Genomic DNA, 15449 nt, shown 5'->3' on the forward strand with positions numbered 1-15449 from the left:
ACCGATCTCGCCGTCTCCTCCTTAAATTCAGGAGTAAACGACCGACGACTCTTCTTGGACACGGACACCCTCTCTTCCAGACACGAACTCTAGTTGGTCCGCTGTCCGGAAGGACCGGGGCCGCTCAGACAGACCCCGCTGTTGTCGTGTTGGGCGGTGTGGTGTGCAGGACGATGCCTTCATGGGCTTGCAGTTCGACGCTGCCGGCTACTGCTGTGCCGTCGCGGTGCCGTTGGGTGCTGAGGACGATGGCGCCGGTGGTCTGGGTGAGTGTCACATTCGTGTCGGAGAAGTTGAGCGCGATGATGGTGTTCTCCCCCCGCCTCCACATCCAGGTGCCATACGGGGAGTTGAGTCGGGTGTAGTCCCCGGAGTGGAGATCAGGGCTTGCGCGGCGCAAGGCGATAAGGTCGCGGACGAGGTTCAGTGTGGAATTGGGCTGGCCGCGTTGATCGGCCACGTTGCACGTGGTGTAGTCGCCCAAGGGAAGCCACGGAGCGGCGCCCGGCGTGGTGAAGCCCGCGCCGGGCTGGTTGCTCCATGGCATCGGTGTGCGGGCAGGGTCTCGTCCGGGGTGAGCCGGCCACAGCGCGATCCCGAAGGGGTCGCGGAGGTCGCTGTGGTCGAGCGGCGTGTCAGTGAGCCCGATCTCGTCGCCTTGGTACAGCAGAGGAGTACCGCGCAGGGTGAGCAGCAGCATGAGAGCCAGACGGGTCTTTTCCGGGTTGCCCGCGCCCCAGCGACTGGCCATGCGCGAAATGTCGTGGTTGGATCCCGACCACAGTGGCCACGCTCCGGGCGGGAGGGCGTGCTCGACGGCGTCCACGATGGTCGATAATGAGGCTGCGGTGAGGTCGGATTCTTGGAACGGCACGTTGAGCGTGAGATGGAGCTCGTCGTCGGTCCCGTAGTAACCGGCCAGGGTGTCGATGTCGGGTACCACGGTCTCACCGAACAAGAGCCGTGGCGAGGGGTAGGAGTCGGCGACACTCCGCCAATGTCTGAGGATGTCGTGAACTTCGGGTCGGTTGCTGTTGTAAACCCGGCGCTGGCCCCGGAGGCGGTCGGCGAGATGGTCGCGCACGGTGGACGGTGGGTTGTCGCGGAGTTGTCGGTCTTTGATGAGCACGTCGCACGTGTCGAGCCGGAAGCCCGCGATGCCGCGGCCGTACCAGAATCGTTGGATGGTGTCGAACTCCGCCCGGACCTCATCATTCCACCAGTTGAGGTCGGGCTGGCCTGGGGAAAAACTGTGGTAATACACCTGGTCCCCGTCGATGTCATGAGTCCACGCTGGTCCCCAAGCGCCGGTGTGCCAGTTGTTGGGTGGTGACCCGTCAGAGGTTGGATCGGCCCAGATGTAGAAGTCGCGATGACGCGCGGTGCGGGATGTCCGTGCGTCCTGGAACCAGGGATGCTGGTCGCTGGTGTGGTTGGGAATCAGGTCGAGGAGGACGCGAATGTTTCGCCTGTATGCCTCGGTGATGAGTTCGTCGATGTCGTCGAGGGTGCCGAGGTCAGGGTGCACAGCGCAGTACTCAGCGACGTCGTAGCCCCAGTCGGCGTTGGGGGACACGGTGACGGGTGAGAGCCAGATCCCGTCGACGCCGAGCCAGCTGAGATAGTCGAGCCGCTCGATGACGCCACGAAGGTCGCCGATTCCGTCGCCGTTGGAGTCGGCGAAGGACCGGAGGTAGATCTGGTAGAGCACGCCGTGCTGCCACCATCGGTCGGGGTCGTGGTAGGGGGTCTTGTCGCTCATATTAACTTACGCTACCGTAGCCGTAATATATTGCCAAGGCGCCGAGGAGCCCTGCGATGGTGAGTGGTGAGCTTCCAGAGACGGTTGGGTGGGCGCGACAGACCGGTCGCTACAGTCGGCCCCGGACGATCCGTGGTGGGACGAGGTGCACCACGTCCGGGACGTCGCCGCTGTGCCCTCCATGAGTATGGTCGCTGGCTGGTATGACCTGTTCGTCTCCGCGCAACTCGACGACTTCCGGCGTCTGCGGGCGGTCGGTCGGCGTGTGCGGCTGACGGCAGGGCCGTGGACACACTCGAGCCTAGGTAACGGGGCCAGCGTGGTCCGGGACGTCTTCGAGTGGATGGACGCGGAACCTAAGAAGACGCCGTCAACGTGGTCATGTGCTGATAAGGCCCGGGTCTTCGTGATGGGGCGCGCCGCTGGGTGGAACTGGGTGATTGGCCGCCGCCTGCTATGACCACGGCGTGGTACCCGCAGCCGGGCGGTGGACTCTCATGTGAACCTCCGCCCGCGTCGGAACCGGACCGGTGCCGCTACGACCCTGCGGATCCCAGCCCTGCGGTCGGTGGTCCGTCGCTCAAGGTAGGCAACGGGAAGCCGAAGGACAACCGGCGACTGGAAGCTCGCCCGGACGTGCTGGCCTACACGACAACAGCTCTCGAAGACGACCTTACGGTGATCGGAGACATCGCCGCAGAACTTTACGTGCGGTCGAGCCTGGAGCACACGGACTCCTTCGTACGTCTGTGCGACGTCAATCCCGGAGGCCGCTCGACCAACTTGTGCGACGGCGTCGTGCGGCTCACGCCTGCGTCAGTCGACAGGCGGCCAGATGGGTCCGTGCGGGTGCGGATCCGCCTGGTTCCCACCGCGAACACCTTCCTGCACGGGCACCGGATCCGGCTGCAGGTGTCCAGCGGGGCGTACCCTCACTACGCGCGCAATCCCGGAGCCGGTGAACCACTTGCTAAGGCAACCACACCGGTCGCGGCGGACCAAGAAGTGTTACACGACCCCGCGCACGCCTCACGCATCGAACTGCCCGTGGTGGCTGTGCTCCAGCACAGCCCAGGAGAAATCGCAATTCGGAGTGGGGAGCGATCCTGATGTCGGTTGTAAGTCGTGTTATCGGGGCCCTCGTCGGCTTGCCCGCAGTGCGGTCGGCCAGTGTGGAGGTGGATCGTGACCTTCGTATCCCGATGGCCGATGGGGTGGAGTTGCTTGCGGACCGGTGGTTCCCGGATCAGCCCGGTGGTGACCGCGCTCCTATTCTGCTTACCAGACTGCCATACGGCCGCGGCGGCATCGACAGCCAGATAGCGCGGCTCTACGCGGAACGCGGCTATCAGGTGGTCGTGGTCAGCTGCCGAGGCACCTTCGGGTCTGGCGGCTCGTGGGTGCCATGGCGCTACGAGCAAGCCGACGGCCTGGACGTCTTGGAGTGGCTGGCTGTCCAGCCGTGGTTTAGCGGCAGGGTCGGACTCTACGGTGCTAGCTACCACGCCTACACACAGTGGGCGGTCGCGGCACATTTGCCGGCATGGGTCGTGTCGATGGCACCCGCGATTAAGTCCCCGAAGATTGGAAGGTTCGCCTTCCCCTCGCCCGGACTGCTGGCGTTAGAGTCGATCATTAGCTGGATGTATGGCCTCGAACATCAGCAACTCGGACTTCTGGCGAAGTGCCGAGCCCTGCTGCGCGCGAGGCGACGAACGCGTGCTGCGCATGCCGCGCTCCCGCTGACCACGGCGGATGTAGCTGCGGTCGGACGACGAGTCGACTGGTTCCAGGACATCCTGGCCCACCCTGACCCGGATGAAACCTGGTGGGACGAGATCAATTTCGGCCGAGACTTGGCTACCGGACCACCGGTGAGCATGGTGACCGGCTGGTACGATCTGTTCGTCACCGACCAACTAGCTGACTACCAAGCACTCCGAGCGGCTGGCCGCCATGCCCGGCTGACTGTGGGACCCTGGGCACACACGTCGCCTGGCTTGATCGCCGAGTTCATCCGGGACACCCTGGCGTGGAGTACCCAGCACCTGGCCGGGTCTGAGGGATCGACGACGGACGGGAGCTGCGTCCGAGTGTTCATCATGGGCTCCGGGCGCTGGGTTTCCCTGCCGGAGTGGCCGCCCCCAGCCAAGTATGTCCGCTGGCACCTGCACGCCACCGCGGTGTTGTCACCGGCCCCTGCGGCGACCGGGCAGCCGCCCCGGTGGTACCGCTACGATCCCACCGATCCCACGCCCTCGGTCGGGGGGAACTCACTCGTCACGGGGCACAACGGGGCGAAGGACAACCGGCGGCTCGAAGCCCGCCCGGACGTGCTCACCTACACGACCCACGCGCTGGCCGCCGACGTCACGGTGATTGGTCAGATTCGCGTCGTCCTGTATGTGAGATCGACGCTCGATCACACGGACTTCTTCGTTAGGCTCTGTGACGTGGCACCCGGCGGCCGGTCGACAAATGTATGTGACGGCATCGTACGACTGGCTCCCCAGGACATCGATCGGCAGTCGGATGACTCGTTCGCGGTGTCCATCCGGATGTCGCCGACTGCGAACACGTTTGTCCGTGGTCACCGGATTCGGCTACAGGTGTCTGGCGGCGCCCATCCGCTGTATGCCCGCAACCCCGGCAGTGGCGAAGCACCCGCTATCGCCACCACACTTGAGGCGGTCGAACACCACGTGCTGCATGGCCCGGAGCACGCATCACGGATCGAGCTTCCCGTCGTAGACCTGGGCGGCCGCAGTTCGGTGGTATCCGCTATCGAGCACGGCGTCATGTAGTGCGGTGTGGCGGGTGGGCTGCTATTCAGAGCGCGGAGTCTTCCTCTTCGGCACCAGACATAACTGCGGTATCGTGGCTGAGCGCGTCGACACCACCGATGGCTAGGCACACGGCGATCTGCTCTACCTGCTCCTGGGGAAGGTGTCCCTCGGAGCAGGCGTCGAGCGCGCCAACCAGTCCCATGACGAAAATACGCTGTGTCACTCGCGCCACGGCGGGGGAAAGACCTCGCTGACGCTGGAACAGTTCTGCGAGAAACCAGTCGAACGGAGTCTCGCGAGACGGCCGCGACCCCGAGGCCACCTCGAAGTCGGGGAGCCATCGTAGAAACGACGCCAGAAGGCGGCCGCGCTCCTCGAACACCTCGAACCAGGTGCGCACCGCGACCCGAACCCGATCTTCGAATCCCTCGACACGCATTGTCGACTCCACCAGCCGTAGCGCCAATGCGGACAGTTCACGATCTCGCAGCGACGCGACCAGGTCCTCGGCGTTCTCGAAATGGGAGTACGGCAGCGCCTTGCTGACACCCGCGCGCTGCGCCACGCGTTCCATGGTGATCGCGTCGAAGCCGTGCTCGTCGAACAGTGCAGCGGCCGAATCGAGGAGCTGGTCGCGTCGCTGCGCGCGGCTCAGACGGTCCGATCGTGCCGCAGCGCCGCGTCGCCGAGCAGTAGAGGAGGTTGAGTCAGTCATCGTTGCGATGAGGGTAGCACAGAAGATTGGTGAATATTTCCTCTTGTGAGAGCCCGCGACTGAATTTACGCTTACGGCGCCGTAATCAGTCTGTGCGAGGCAGGCATCGGCTCGATGGTGAGCGGACACCCGTGTGCACCCGCTCGACGGGAGGTCCCGATGAGCACCACCTCGGAAGGCGTGCAGCCGCGCCGGCAGTCCCTGCTGGCGGGGGCGTCCCCATGGCCCTTGATTGTGCTGTCCCTGGTGTACTTCGTCGACGAACTCGACAACCATGCCTTCAACGTTCTCAGCTCTAGCATTCAGAGTCATTTCCGGCTTACTACACAGGAATTTACGAGCCTGAGTATGTCGGGAATGTTCCTGGCGTTTGCGCTGCTGATACCCGTTGCGCGTTTGGCTGACCGAGCCCGGCGCACATCCATTGTGGTCGTAAGCGCCCTCCTGGTCGCCGGATGCGCTCTGTTGGTAGGGTTTGCTGGCTCGGCGCTGGTCCTCGCTGTTGCGCGGCTGGGCAAAGGCATTGGAGTGGCGGGAAACAACACTGCGCACAAGTCACTATTGACTGATTACTACCCACCCGCCGCGCGCCCGTTGGCCATCGGAGTACACACGGGCGTCGTGCAGGTAATCACAGGGGCGGGGCCGCTCATCGCCGGTGTGCTCGGGCGCCTGCTGTCGTGGCGGCAAGTGTTCATCATCATCTTCATTCCGATGGCGGTGATGGTCGTTATCGCGGCGTTCCTCCGTGAACCTCGCCGCGGCGCCACTGACCTCGCGGGACCTGTTCAAAATGACAGCGACGGAAGGCCGACTATCCGCAGTGCCGTACGGCAACTCTGGGAGATCCGTACCTTGCGTCGTATCGGGCTGGCCGTCTTCGTCTTTGGCCCGGTGTTCCTCGGGCTCGCGCCTATCCTTCCCCTCTTCCTGAGCGGCACCTACCATCTGGATCCTCTGGAGATGGGAATCGTCCTGGCTATCGGCGGCCTCGCGAACGTGGCGGGATTGTTGTGGAGCGCGCGCCGCTGCACGCGCTGGGCGGAGCAGGAAAGCGGCAAACCACTCCAGCGAGCCGGAATCGCAATGATTGTTGCCGCCCCTCCCTTGGCGGTCATCGCGTTAGTACCATCGATCATCGGTGCTACCCTTGCTCTGGCCGCGACACAGTTCATCCTCGGTGTGACGATCGCCCCGTACATGGCAGTGGTTGCTCAGCTTGCGCCCGCCCGGATACGAAGCTTCACCTTCGCGGCAATCATCCTGCCTGCCGTACTCGGCGGCCTTCTGCTGTACCAGCTTCCGCAGCTACCTAGCCTGGCCGACACCGTAGGCTACAAATGGATGTTTCCTGCCCTCTGCCCCTACCTGATTGTGGCCGGCCTGATCATGAGGTCCGCGTCTCGATTTGTAGCCTCCGACTACGTCAGAACCGAATCACCGCGCGAAGGAGATATGCGCTAACTGGTCGTTGATAACGATTTCTCGTCAACAAGGTATAACTATGGTTCTCCGCAGTTCGATGCCGACACGCCTTAGTGGACTGTGTAGATGGTTCCGGCCAGGACTGGGCCGTGGCGAGGACTTCGCGGACACAGTGACGCCGATGTGTCCGGTGTAATAGTACCGTAAGGGTTCTAATCTACCGTTAATTAGCGCGTTGTGCAGAGGCATCAATGCAAAGGAGGCGTCCATGACTTGGACATCAATGATTCCACGCGGGCGTTCAGTGGCCGGTCGGCTGACGCGCGCCGCGGGCCTGTTCGCCACGGGTGCGGTGCTCGCTGTGGCTACCGCTCAGGCTGCCTCGGCTGTCGAGCAGCCCGATCCGCTGTCGGCCCTTAAGGAGTCGCTAGAGCAAGCGATCAAGAACCCCGCAGATTGTGGGTCAATGGGTAAGCTTGACGAAGCTGTCAAACGTCTTCCGTCCAACGCGACGGGACTCCTGGCCCACCTCATTAAGGTCAACGGGTCGGAATCCATCGCGAACTCTCTTCACGTCAAATTTCCTGGGCTTAACGCCGATCTGGTGACGCAACTGGGGGAGATGGTGAGCGGTACATGGCACAAGTGTGACCGGGCGCCGGAGTTGCAACCTGCACCATCGGGCTCATCGCTGAAGCCTGGCGTGCAGCAAGATGCTCGTTGGCAGCTTGGGCAGTTGCTCGGCGCACTTCTCCTTGATGATCACCCAGATCGTCATGCCGTGGCGCAGAAATACTTGAATAATGTGCCTCTGCTTCTCCGTGACCTCGACTCGTTGGTGTCGCGTGCGCGGCGGGAAATGCACGGTGACGTCGATAAGTTGGCACAGGAAATTCACGGCATCATCGACAAGTTGCTGCCCGGTGGGTCAGTTCGTGCTTCTGCAGAGCCGGTCGCGGGCACAACCCCTCAGCCACCTGGTAATCCCGCAGACGGAGGCAGCCGGGAAGCCGCGCAGCCGTCACTGCAGGTGCCGTCGGCCGCCCCTGGTATGCCGGGAAACTCGCCTGGTGTGGACGCGACGTCGGCCAACAAGCGGCCGGCTGTGGGGGCGGCGCTGAGTCCGGGTGCTCTCGCCGTGGGGTCCTCGGACGGTGTCCCGGCAGCCGCGGCACTGGCCCCGGGCGACCTCAAGGGTGGGGACTCAGGGGTGCTCGCGCCGCTGTCGATTGTCCCCGGTGTGCCGGGGGCAACGCCTGAGTCGGGCGCAGTGCCATCGATCGGGGAGCCAGTGGCTGCCGCGACTGCGCCCCTCGGCCTGGCGCAGACGAGCGAGGCGAATTGGTGGCCAGTTGGGGTTGCGAGCGCGGCGTTGATCGGAGTCGGCGCCGCGATCGCATGCCGTCGTCAGGGCACCTCCGCCCGAACCGTCAAGGCTGCCGACGAGACCTGATCCGTTGTGATGTGGCCATGAGTTCGATCGGAGCCAACCCGATACGGCGCTGGCGAGTGCTGGGTGACCGTGTCCGCAGACCTGTGAGGCCGCCATTTGAAGTGACCGCGCGCGAAGCGCCAGCATAGCCGAGAACCCGGTACGCGGTGTCACCTATTCTAACAGGTGTTTGGCTGCAATGGTCCCAGTGAGATCGGGTAACAGTGGGAACCCAACAGATCGAGTGCCAATGGTCGTTGTGGGTGGGGCCCAATGGACGAATGTTGGCCTTTGTTCCGATTTGGTTCAGCGCACTTCTGGGGTCATCTTCAAAGCCGTGGTCGTGTCAGAAGCGGGTGAGCGCGTAGCGTGTTGAGTATTCGACCGCATTCGCAGGGGTGGAAGGCTGGAACCCCGGCGCGAGCGTTGCCGACGCCGTCGTCGTGCAAGCAGGTAAAGTCAAGGCGGGTCGTGATCGAGCGACGATCGATTGGATCGACGTGATGTTGTGGTCCGATTTGGACGCGACGCGAAAGCGGTGGCACACGGCCCGGCGGACGAGCTCGAGGCGCTCTCCGCGTGCTCATCACGGCGCCACGATCTGTGGGTGTTTGGGGTGGGTGCGCGGGCGAATCACGAAGATACCATGACGACTGGGATTACGTTGACGGAAGCGTAAGTTACAGCTAAGGTTACTTCTCGCTCGGGAAACCGATAGTGAAGACCCGATGTCAAAGGAGACGCGGTATGACCCGGAACAGGAAGGCAACATCGACGGTCAGTCGGTTGCTTGGCCGGCTGGCTCGAGCGGTTGGCGTTGTCGCGGCAGGGGGCGCGCTGATCTTCGCCTCGCCCCAGATCGCCTCGGCTGACGATCCAACTGCCGTGATCACCCATGCTCTGAAGAATCCAAATGATCTGAGCGGCCTCGACCCGTTCATCGCAAACGCGTCAAAAGCTGATTTGCAACAGCTTGTCGATAATGGCGCCACCATGGCTCAGCTGATCCCGAGCATGGTCAAGGATAACAAGCTTAGTGGTAAACCCCTTCCTGATGGTGTCAGCGAGGCGGACGCCAAGCGTAACCTTCCTAGGGTCGTGCTCGCTCTGCAGGAGAAGGCAAAGCAGCGGTTGGCGGGCGGTACCGCGCAGGAGCCGGCAAAATCGGCTAGCCCGGTGTCACCCAAGACGCCGTCTGGTCCGGTAGCGCAGCCAGGAACGTCAGTAAGTCAGGGTCGTCAGGATTTGGCGAAGACGGGTGACGACTGGTTGATTCCGGCGGGGATCGGTGGTTTCGGGGCGGCAGTACTGGGCGGTGCTGCGTCATTTTGGTTTCGCCGGAAAGCGGTCGGAGAATAGCGCCCATCGTCCCGTCGGCATGAGCCCGCTCGCGCGCCAGTTGTTCGTGCGGGCGGGCTCGTCTCGAGGCAGGAGTGGCGAACGTGACTACGTCGACACCGGTGCGCCCAATCGACGCTGACGACAGGGTAGTGACCACGGTGCCCCGTGGCCGGCGAATCGCACGCAGAGCGGCGGTGTGTGCTGAGGTGTTTTTCGTTCTGGGGCTCGTGACACTGCTGTTTACGGCATATCAGGTATGGGGCCGGCCTGGCGAGATCACGAGAGAGCAGGCGGAGCTGTCGCGGCAGTTGGATCAGCAGTGGCAGGCGCCGGTATCGAAATTGACAAGTCCGTATCCCGCGCAACCTAGCAGTGTTCCCCTTGTGCCTGGTGTCGCAGGGCCTGCTGCGCCGCTGGTGTCGGCACGCCCTTCACCGCGGCCGGAAGCGCCACTCACCGGACGGGTGTTCGCTCGGCTGACCTTGCCGCGGCTGGGCATGACGTGGACGGTGGCGGAGGGAACCGACGAGGCCGTGTTACGCAACGGTCTCGGGCATTACTCCGAGACGCAGATGCCCGGTATTAGAGGCAATTTTGCAGTCGCGGGTCATCGCCAACGGGGCCTCTTGTGGGATTTGGATCAGACGCGACGCGGCGACGCCATTGTCGTGGAGACCTTGCATCGATGGTTTGTCTATCGGATCGACTATATCGAGACAGTGCCGCCGAGCGATATCGGCGTTCTTGCGCCCGTGCCGGACCACCCTGGAATGACACCAGGTGGTGCCTCGATTGTCTTACAGACGTGCACACCGAAGTGGTCGGACCGCTATCGGCTGATTGTGGTGGGAAGGCTTGAATCCGAAATGGACAAGACGGTTGGCCAGCCTGCTGCGCTAGTGGGTAGGTGACCTTGTTCAAGATGATATGGAGTTGCCTTCCCGGGCCGAGCTGGGTCCGCGCGGTGCTCTCGATGGTGATGGTTGCCGCGGTGATTGTGCTGCTGTGGTGTGGAATATTCCCTGTTCTGGACGAGGCAGTTCCATGGATGCATAGCGGGATGGAATGACATGGGAAGCCAGATTGTGACAGCACCTACCGCAGGGTCAGCAGTCGTGAGCCCAATGGTGAGCAGGCTTCTTGGACTCGCGGCGGTCATGCCGATTCTGAGTGTCATGGGTCCTTTGTCATGGAATTTTGCGTTCGGCGCCGGTGCGGTCTCACCACTGGTGTATGCGGGGGTGGGGTTGGTGGTGTTGTGCGGTGCTGCGGGGAACGCCGCGATGGCGCGGCGGCTACCGGACACGACACCGTACTACGGTTACATCGCTTACGGGCTGGGTAGGACAACGGCGGCTGCCGTCGCGCTGATCGCGGTGTTGACGTACGTGGCGCTCGTGGCCGGCGTGGCGGGACTAGTCGGGTATTACCTCGCGCAAATTCCTGTCAGCGCGGGGTGGGTGTCCCACGCCGGAGCTGGAGTGGTGGTAGCTCTCGCCGGTGTGCTGGGGGCGCTCCGCCAAGGTGTGCGGGTGGTTCTCGCGCTGGTCGCGGTGTGCTTGCAACTGGCTGTGCTGGTGGCGCTTGCGGTGGCGGTCGTCGTGAGTCACGGCCCAGATGCGTTTCCCGGCGCCGCGGTGTTCGGGAACAGTTCGGTCACGTCGCTTGGTGTTGGACTGGTTCTCGGGTTCCTGGCCTTCGCCGGTGTCGAGTCCGCGGCGATGCATGCGGGCCGTGTGCGGTGTGGGCCGGCGCGCGCGGTAACAGTTGCGGTTATTGCCCTGATGGTCTTGCTTGCGGGGACGAGTTGGCTGGTGATCGGGGCGGTCGGTGCCGACCAGGTGGGCGAGCTCGCAAGTTTGCGGCCTTACCTGCTAATGCCGGTCCAGGTGCTGTCTCACCTAGGTAAGGCCGGGCTCTTCGTGACGGTCGCTGCGTTGTGTGCTGGCCTGCTCGCTGGAGTCGGTGTGCTGCAGCGGGCAGCGATACAGTGGTTGCGGTTGTTTGCCCATGGCCAATTGCTTTCGCTGACAGGCGACGGTGAGCGGAGGTTTCGGGCCACGGACTGGCACGCGAGCCTGTGCCTGGCTCTGGGTGCTGCTGCTCTCGTCGCGCTCGGCACGGTCTGTGGCTTGGAGTGGTGCGGTCTGATGTGGAGTCTGTCTGGTCTGGGAGCGCTCGGTGTCGTGGTGGTGCAGGCTTCCAACACTGTGACCGGGCTCGCTATTGTCAGTCGCAGTCAACGGCGGGTCTGGCCGACGGTGCCGGTCTTGTTAGTCGGCCTGGCGTGCCTCGTCGCGGTCGGCATTTTACTGTGCGGACTCATCCCAATGCTGGCAGGCTTCACCCCAGCCGCTCGCTGACGTGTTGCCCGCGACCGTTTCGCCCGATGAGAAATCAGGGTGGATTTGACGCTCACGCTGTGAGAGCAAGGCGCCCGCCCTACGGTGCCGATTGTTTGCGGAGGTGCTGATCAGTCGCCTGATGCAGGGACCCAGCGAGGAATCAGGTGCGGTAAAGCAACGGCCGTCGGCGATCTGAAGCTCGAACTCGTCGGGCTGTGAACGGCGATCACCGTGGCTTGAGTGCCTTCGGTTGAGTTCGGGTTCGTCGTAGAGGAACACGACGCAGTCGCCAACCTCGTTTCGTGCGATGCTGACTGAGCCGTGGCCACAGCTGGTCCGTCTCCTGGTTTGACTCGTGACATGCCCACAAGTCGCCAACTGGGTCATCTCCACGAAGGACCACTGGTCTGCGACATCGCAGTGGCTCCGGAGCAGCGGTGTCCGCCATTCCTGTGCGGGGAGCGTCACTTCACCGGCCTTGGCGGGCACCGAACAGGCAAGAGTTCTTCACTCCTTGGTCGGAGTGACTTCATTCTCCGCGGAGCGGCGGCGAAGGGAAGGCGCAATGCGCTCGACCGCGCTGCGGGCTCTCGTCTCCAGCAAGTACCAGCACCCGGATCATGCGGCTACCGCATGCCACCAACCGGTCCTCAGCCTGGAAAGTGGTCGTGAGGCGGAGTCATTCGGCAAACCCCGTCCGTCGACGGCGAGATGGATCTTGGCGCTCGCCCGCGGCCGTGTCATGACAACCGTGTAAGCCACGGATGGACCAAGATCGGGTCGCTGACGGCGACCCAGAAAGGCTCCACCTGTGACCGAGAACACATCCGATCGGGCTGCGGGTCCCGCGGCCGGCGAGGCGCTCGCTCGCGTGTTGCCGCCGGAGACGCTTGACGCGCTGGTGAAAGACGCGTATGCGAATGGCGGGGCGCTGGGTGCGCAAGAATTGCTGAACGAGATGACCAAGGCGGTGTTCGAACGGGCACTGGACGCCGAAATGACCCATCATCTCGGATACGAGAAAGGAGACCCCGCCGGGAACGGGTCCGGAAATTCTCGGAACGGCAGGTCCCCGAAACCGTGTCCACCTCGAACGGCCCGGTCGAGCTGGCCGTGCCGCGCGACCGGAATGGCTCGTTCGAACCGGCGATCGTGCCGAAACGCGCACGCAGGCTGGGTAATATCGACGAGGCGATCCTGTCGCTGTATTCGCGTGGCATGACCACCCGGGACATCGAATCCCATTTGCGTGAAGTATATGGTGTGAACGTGTCACGGGAATTGATCTCCAACGTCACCGAAGTGGTGACCGACGAGATCGCGTTGTGGCAATCCCGTCCTTGGACGAGATGTACCCGATCCTCTATGTCGACGGCCTGCGGCTGCGGGTCAAGGACAAGGGCGTGGTCACCTCCAAGGTCGCCTACCTGGCCATCGGCGTGGACATGGAAGGCCGCAAACACGCCCTCGGGCTCTGGATCGCCGACACCGAAGCGGCGAAGTTCTGGGCCAAGGTCGTCACCGACCTGCGCAACCGTGGCGTGAAGGACATCCTGATCGCCTGCTGCGACGGCCTGACCGGGCTGCCTGACGCGATCCGCGGCGCGTTCCCCGACACCGTGGTCCAAACCTGCGTCGTGCACGTGATCCGCAACGCCATGCGGTTCATTTCCTATGGCGACCGGAAGAAAGTCACCGCCGCCATGCGGGAAATCTACACCGCACCGACACTCGAAGCGGCCGAGATCGCACTCACGCAATTCGACAAAGACTTCGGCACGCAATACCCGGCCGCGATCCAGGTCTGGCGGCACGCCTGGAACGACTTCACCCCATTCCTCGACTACCCACCCGAACTCCGCAGGATCGTCTACACGACAAACCTGATCGAGAACATCAACTTCCAACTCCGGAAAATCACCAAGAACCGCGGACACTTCGACAGCGACACCGCCGCGACAAAACTGATCTACCTCGGACTACGCAACATCACCAGCAACCGAGGCGGACCATCAGGAACCGGAACCCGAGGCTGGAAACAAGCACTAAACACCCTCGCCGCACTCTTCCCAGACCGACTACCACTCCACTAGAATTAGACAAGAAATCATCCGTGGCTTACACGGAAATCATGACAGGGCCCAGCCCGCCGCGGGGCGCCCGAGTTCTTCCCCGGCGACGGCGGGGGCTTCGACCTTGCCTGCAACGTCCCCCTTCTTCCGAGCTCCAGCGGAGTGCTGGTGCGCCCGGAGCACACTCGAGTCGACGGAACGATCCATTCGAGGTCGCCGACAGCGTCGTCTTTGACGATCACCTGGTCTCGAATCCGGCCCCAGGTGCCGTCTTTGGTCCACAACCGCAGCCGTCCATGCGCTGTCTTCCAGGGCCCGTAACGATCAGGCGGGTCACGCTAAGGCGCACCAGTGGGCCAGCTTCCACAGGATCGCGTTGATGACCCGACGGTGATCCCGCCACCGCCGTCCACCACCTTGCCGTGGTGGCAGCAGTGGCTCGATCACCGCCCATGCCTTGTCCGTCAACTCACCACGATCAACCACGCCCGCAATCCAACCGAACTGTAGCTAGATCACTTACAGGACTCGCCCTGGACCATGTCGCCGTCATCGCGCCCATCGTCCTGCCCGGCCGCGAAACGCCATCTGCTGATCTCTCCACAGCGGACGACCTCGCCCCGAGCGAGCGCCACTGAGCAGGTCGGTCGCTCAGGCCACGTCCGCAGGCTCGTCATGTTCGCGCAGGAACCCGATGACGAACTTTTCGAGCACCACGTCGATCTGCGGCAGAAACATGTGCGGCGCACCGGGCAGTTCGGCATAACGACCGTCCGGGACCGCGTCCATCGCCGCCCGGACATCCTGCGACTGGAACAGCGGGTCCCATTCCGCCGCCACGGCCAGCGCGGGCACAGTTAGCCGGGCCAGCTCGTCGCGATGCTCCTCATCCGCCCATTGCCGCACCGCGGACACATGACCTAGCAGGCCTACGGGCGACCGGTAGCTGGTGACAAGGCGCTCGACCCGGGCAAAGCCGTGTTCCGGCTCCGGCCAATCGGTCGGTGGTATCAGCAGATTCCCGAATAACGTGCGTTCGATCGCGGGCGCGGGCGACGGCATCGAATACAACTCCACCAACGCATCGAGCATCTGCCTTCCGACCGCAGCGATGTTACCGCCGCCCGCGAGAAACGACACCGACCGGAGCAGTTCCGGCCGGGACAGCGCGGCGCGTTGCGCCGCGACGGCGCCCGCGCACGCACCGACGATGTGGCACCGGCGCAGGTCAAGCCCCTCGAGCACGCCGATGGTGTCGGCCGCGAGGTCGTCGATCGAGTACGGCGGCTCGGGCACGTCGGACGGTGGTATTCCACGGTGATCGAAGGTCACCACCTGGTACCCGGCGTCGACCAGCAGCGGAACCGCGCGGCGATGCCACACCGCCGCCGGATGTGCTCCCGATACCAGGACGACCACTGGCCCGGTGCCGGTGATGTCGTACGCCAGCCGTAAGCCATTGACCCACAAGGTGTCCATCACACCTCCCGCCGACCTTCGACCATCCCAGCGAGGACGTTGAATAGTCAACGGGTTACCGGGTGTAGAACCTGACTGGCGGATTCCGGGCC

11 protein-coding genes and 2 pseudogenes are annotated in these 15449 nt (G+C 63.6%); 9 read left to right on the forward strand and 4 right to left on the reverse strand.

From position 1 onward, the window contains the following. Nucleotides 1–124: 124 nt before the first annotated feature. Nucleotides 125–1711 carry an alpha-amylase family glycosyl hydrolase gene (locus ACLARN_RS39720; protein WP_409496640.1) on the reverse strand — a complete coding sequence of 529 codons (1587 nt, stop codon included), beginning with the start codon at nucleotides 1709–1711 and terminating at the stop codon, nucleotides 125–127. Nucleotides 1712–1850: 139 nt separating this feature from the next. Here ACLARN_RS39720 and ACLARN_RS39725 point away from each other — a divergent pair, with 139 nt between their 5' ends. The 3 genes and pseudogenes from ACLARN_RS39725 to ACLARN_RS39735 all read left to right on the forward strand — a co-directional run bounded on the left by ACLARN_RS39725 (nucleotide 1851) and on the right by ACLARN_RS39735 (nucleotide 4566). Further along, entirely contained in the window at nucleotides 1851–2222 is a 372-nt protein-coding gene (locus tag ACLARN_RS39725) for a CocE/NonD family hydrolase (RefSeq protein WP_409496641.1), read from the forward strand. Further along, nucleotides 2180–2872, forward strand: a pseudogene (locus ACLARN_RS39730) (CocE/NonD family hydrolase); the annotation flags it as partial. The gene ACLARN_RS39725 and the pseudogene ACLARN_RS39730, both read left to right, overlap by 43 nt. Nucleotides 2873–2964: 92 nt before the next feature. Further along, nucleotides 2965–4566: a CocE/NonD family hydrolase gene (locus ACLARN_RS39735; RefSeq protein ID WP_409496642.1), complete on the forward strand. Its 1602-nt coding sequence runs from the start codon at nucleotides 2965–2967 to the stop codon at nucleotides 4564–4566. Nucleotides 4567–4591: 25 nt separating this feature from the next. On the opposite strand, the gene ACLARN_RS39740 is transcribed toward ACLARN_RS39735, so the two are convergent. Beyond that, nucleotides 4592–5263, reverse strand: coding sequence for a TetR/AcrR family transcriptional regulator (locus tag ACLARN_RS39740; RefSeq protein WP_409496643.1), 672 nt, complete (start codon nucleotides 5261–5263; stop codon nucleotides 4592–4594). A gap of 159 nt (nucleotides 5264–5422) precedes the next feature. Between ACLARN_RS39740 and ACLARN_RS39745 the strand changes: the two genes are divergently transcribed. The 6 genes and pseudogenes from ACLARN_RS39745 (at nucleotide 5423) to ACLARN_RS39770 (ending at nucleotide 13899) form a co-directional block, all read left to right on the forward strand. After that, entirely contained in the window at nucleotides 5423–6727 is a 1305-nt protein-coding gene (locus ACLARN_RS39745; RefSeq protein ID WP_409496644.1) for an MFS transporter, read from the forward strand. A 229-nt stretch (nucleotides 6728–6956) separates the two neighbouring features. After that, nucleotides 6957–8141, forward strand: coding sequence for a hypothetical protein (locus tag ACLARN_RS39750; protein ID WP_409496645.1), 1185 nt, complete (start codon nucleotides 6957–6959; stop codon nucleotides 8139–8141). A gap of 726 nt (nucleotides 8142–8867) precedes the next feature. After that, nucleotides 8868–9479 (forward strand): LPXTG cell wall anchor domain-containing protein, encoded by a 612-nt coding sequence (locus ACLARN_RS39755; RefSeq protein ID WP_409496646.1) that lies wholly within the window; start codon nucleotides 8868–8870, stop codon nucleotides 9477–9479. 188 nt (nucleotides 9480–9667) lie between these two features. Further along, nucleotides 9668–10372 carry a class E sortase gene (locus ACLARN_RS39760; RefSeq protein ID WP_409496647.1) on the forward strand — a complete coding sequence of 235 codons (705 nt, stop codon included), beginning with the start codon at nucleotides 9668–9670 and terminating at the stop codon, nucleotides 10370–10372. A gap of 204 nt (nucleotides 10373–10576) precedes the next feature. Further along, nucleotides 10577–11824 carry a hypothetical protein gene (locus ACLARN_RS39765; RefSeq protein WP_409496648.1) on the forward strand — a complete coding sequence of 416 codons (1248 nt, stop codon included), beginning with the start codon at nucleotides 10577–10579 and terminating at the stop codon, nucleotides 11822–11824. 853 nt (nucleotides 11825–12677) lie between these two features. Beyond that, nucleotides 12678–13899: pseudogene (locus ACLARN_RS39770) on the forward strand (IS256 family transposase). Between the two features lie 312 nt (nucleotides 13900–14211). Here ACLARN_RS39770 and ACLARN_RS39775 read toward each other — a convergent pair. Both ACLARN_RS39775 and ACLARN_RS39780 read right to left on the reverse strand, forming a co-directional pair. Further along, a complete protein-coding gene (locus ACLARN_RS39775; RefSeq protein ID WP_409496649.1) occupies nucleotides 14212–14364 on the reverse strand; it encodes a transposase in 153 nt (50 codons plus the stop codon). Between the two features lie 165 nt (nucleotides 14365–14529). Further along, nucleotides 14530–15357: an alpha/beta fold hydrolase gene (locus ACLARN_RS39780; protein WP_409496650.1), complete on the reverse strand. Its 828-nt coding sequence runs from the start codon at nucleotides 15355–15357 to the stop codon at nucleotides 14530–14532. Nucleotides 15358–15449 lie beyond the last annotated feature (92 nt).

The sequence above is a fragment of the Amycolatopsis sp. cmx-11-12 genome (genome assembly GCF_046269425.1).
In the GTDB taxonomy this organism is placed as follows: domain Bacteria; phylum Actinomycetota; class Actinomycetes; order Mycobacteriales; family Pseudonocardiaceae; genus Amycolatopsis.